This window comes from Dethiosulfatibacter sp. (genome assembly GCF_983023055.1).
Genome location: NZ_CEZJXU010000283.1, coordinates 1 through 3375 on the forward strand (window position 1 = coordinate 1; position 3375 = coordinate 3375).

Below are 3375 nucleotides of genomic sequence, written 5' to 3' on the forward strand. Positions count from 1 at the left end.
GGGTGAAATACCAGTGATTGCAGAGGACCTTGGCCATATAACTGAAGAGGTATGTAAATTGAAAAACAAGCTGGGATATCCTGGTATGAGGATATTGCAGTTTGAAAACATGGATGATTTTGAAAGTGAAAACTTCCTTGATAGTATTGATTCAAATACGGTATGTTATACAGGAACCCATGACAATGATACGCTTTATGGATGGTATGAGAAGGCTTATGAAAAATCTGAAACCATTGAGTATATGTGTAATCAGTTGATTAAAAAGCTTTTTAAATGTAGTGCAGACATAGTAATTATTCCTGTTCAGGACCTACTATTAATAGACAGTAATGGAAGAATGAATATTCCAGGAACCAAATACGGAAACTGGGCATGGAAACTTACAACGGACAAATTTAACAATGATCTTATTAAGGGAAAGGCTGAAAGTCTTGCTGAATTGACAACAGAATATGGACGTGTTTGAGGACCTTGATGGAGGTGTTTATGAAATATATTGGAATAGATCTTGGTGGAACGAATCTGAGAGTTGGAATTGTTGATGAAAAAGGTTGTATTTTTGAAAAGAAGGTTGTAAGAACTGAAGGAGATAAGGGTTCGGATTTTGTGATTCAGAGGATTGTTGATACTGCAAGAAGTCTAGAAGGATTTGATAGTGCAGTTGCCGCTGGAGCAGGTGTTCCGGCTGCTATTGACTATAAAAATGGCGTGGTACCTTGCGTTTCCAATCTATCTGGGTGGAATGATGTAAAGCTGAAGTATTTGCTAGAGGAAGCATTTAGGAAAAGAGTGTTTCTGGAAAACGATGCAAATGCGGCGGGATATGGAGAGGCCATATTTGGTGCTGGTCGGGGACATAATATTGTTCAATACATTACAATAAGCACAGGAGTAGGAGGAGGCCTTGTCATAGGTGGTAAGGTAATCCGAGGCCAATCGGGAAATGCATCTGAAATAGCCAATATAATACTTCCTTCCAAATATGAATTTAATAATAGTAGGGATTGCAATCTTGAGAATTTGGCTAGTGGTACAGCCATAGCATCCTTTGGAAGGAAAAGAATTAAGGGAGTAACTAATGCTGCCGATGTATTTGAGCTATCTCAAGAAGGAAATGTGGAAGCAGTGGCGATAATAGACCATGCGCTGGAATCACTTGCCAGAGGTATTTCAAACATAGCATATGTGGTAGAGCCTGACATATTCGTCCTGGGAGGCGGTGTTATGAAATCTTTGGAACCTCTTCTGGATGAGCTCATTGACAAGACAATGGCATACATGACTCCAAGAATGGGAGAAAGGCTTAAAATTCGTCCAGGAGTATTGGAGGAACCTGGAATGGTAGGGGCTGTGCTTTGTGCAATGGATGGTATGAAGAACTGAAAGGTATAGCATTTAAACAATAACGTAGAGGTGGATAGCGTGAAAAAAGACATGCTCAATGAAATACAAAAAAACGAGATAATAAAGCTGATAATGGGATATATGGAAGAAGAGCTAGATATAGAGATGGGAAATATGCAGGCAATGCTCATCCTTGATTTCATATTGAAGGAAATTGGACCATATATATACAAGGCTGGAATAGATGATGCAGCAAAGTTTATTGGGGCCAAGCTTGAGGATTTGTACGAGCTTACAATATGATTCTTGGCTTTAAATGGGTAGGGAGGATGAGATTTGATTTTTAGTGGAGATGTGATGGATAGGAAAATAGGTATTTATTCATGGTTTGGAGTTATGCTTCCAATGGAAGACAGACTAAGGAAAATAAAAAAAGCAGGTTTTGATTCAACGATGCTGTGGTGGGGTGACAAGGTGGCATTTTGGGAGTTTGACAAAGAGGACCTTGTGAAAAAAACGGATGAAATTGGCCTTGTAATTGAGAATATACATCTGCCATACAATGATATAAACAACTTGTGGGAAAAATCGATTAGCAGCAGAAAACTTGTAGATGACTACAAAGGATGGATCAGGGATTGCAGGGATTTTAATATCGGTGGTGCTGTTATTCACCTGGAACATGAGAACTTCCTTGTAGACAGGACTGACTATGGATTTAAAAATCTTTATGAAATAATAGATTATGCAGAATGTATGGGTGTCGATATCGCTGTTGAAAACACATGTAATACAGAAATACTCAGGAAGGTACTCAACTGCTTTGACAGCAAACATCTAAAGTTTTGTTATGATTCCTCCCATGACTGGGTTGTATGTGAAAATCCGGGAGAACTCATACTTGAATTTGGAAACCGGCTTAAGTATCTACATCTTTCAGACAATGACATGGAAAAGGATAGACACTGGATTCCTGGTACGGGGAAGGTGGATTGGAATATTGTTGCTGAAAACTTTAGTAAAATTGGATTTGAAGGAAACATCTCCTTTGAGGTATGTCCTTTTGACTACAACGGAACTGCTGAAGAGGTATTGTCAATTACCTATGGATTCGGTGTGGATTTAAACAATAAGATAAAAGACAACGGGAGAATTATATGAATCTAGGCTTGGAATGGATAATACTCTATATTTTACTAGGTATTTTGATAAGTTTATCACTTATTAATCTGTCTAGACTATCTGGATTGAAAAAGAATAAAAATGATGAGAAGATGTTGTCTGACCTGAAGATGACACTTATTGAAAATAATGGAAAAATCTTTGAAAAGCTTCAAAAAAATTCTGTGGACATGACGGAATCATTTTTAAGGTTTCAAAACAATGTATCTAAAAATGTTAACGAGTCAAACCACAGGCTTACTGAAAGTCTAGGCAGTAGTTTTAATACCTTGAACTCAAGGATAGAGGGAAATCTTGACAGGATTGGAAACAAGGTGGATGAGAGGCTAAGCGAAGGTTTCGAGAAGACAAACAAGACATTTAACAATGTCATTGAAAGGCTTTCCAAAATAGATGAGGCTCAGAAAAAAATTGACAGCCTCTCAACAAATATAGTATCTCTTCAGGATATACTTACAGACAAGAAAAGTAGGGGAACCTTTGGGGAGGTTCAACTTAATAATATTCTTAAATCTGTTTTCGGAGAGAAGAATGAAAAGATATTTCAGATACAGAAAACTCTTTCAAATGCAACCATAGCAGATGCGGTTCTCCATCTTCCTGAACCTGTTGGAACCATCTGTCTGGATTCAAAGTTCCCTCTTGAAAACTTTAGAAGGATGACTGACAAGTCTTTGAGTGAAATTGAAAGGTTAAGAGCAGAAAAGAACTTTAAGATTAATGTGAAGAAGCATATAGAAGACATTGGAAGCAAGTATATAATAGACGGGGAAACTGCAGACCAGGCTATAATGTTTATTCCGGCAGAAGCTATATTTGCGGAGATCAATGCATATCATGAAAATC

The 3375-nt window shown here is 37.7% G+C and carries 5 protein-coding genes; all 5 read left to right on the forward strand.

The window, feature by feature from the left end; all coding sequences use genetic code 11:
• Positions 1 to 469: 4-alpha-glucanotransferase (locus tag AC3AX0_RS09650; protein WP_487550079.1), on the forward strand; the 469-nt coding region annotated here is incomplete at its 5' end.
• Positions 470 to 489: 20 nt separating this feature from the next.
• Positions 490 to 1386, forward strand: a complete 897-nt coding sequence (locus tag AC3AX0_RS09655) for an ROK family protein (RefSeq protein ID WP_487550080.1) — start codon at positions 490 to 492, stop codon at positions 1384 to 1386.
• 39 nt (positions 1387 to 1425) lie between these two features.
• Positions 1426 to 1650 (forward strand): DUF2164 family protein, encoded by a 225-nt coding sequence (locus tag AC3AX0_RS09660; RefSeq protein ID WP_487550081.1) that lies wholly within the window; start codon positions 1426 to 1428, stop codon positions 1648 to 1650.
• A gap of 33 nt (positions 1651 to 1683) precedes the next feature.
• The gene (locus tag AC3AX0_RS09665) at positions 1684 to 2508 is read left to right on the forward strand and encodes a sugar phosphate isomerase/epimerase family protein (RefSeq protein ID WP_487550082.1); all 825 of its coding nucleotides are present in this window, start codon (positions 1684 to 1686) and stop codon (positions 2506 to 2508) included.
• The coding region (locus tag AC3AX0_RS09670; RefSeq protein ID WP_487550083.1) for a DNA recombination protein RmuC at positions 2505 to 3375 on the forward strand (871 nt) is incomplete at its 3' end. The genes AC3AX0_RS09665 and AC3AX0_RS09670, both read left to right, overlap by 4 nt.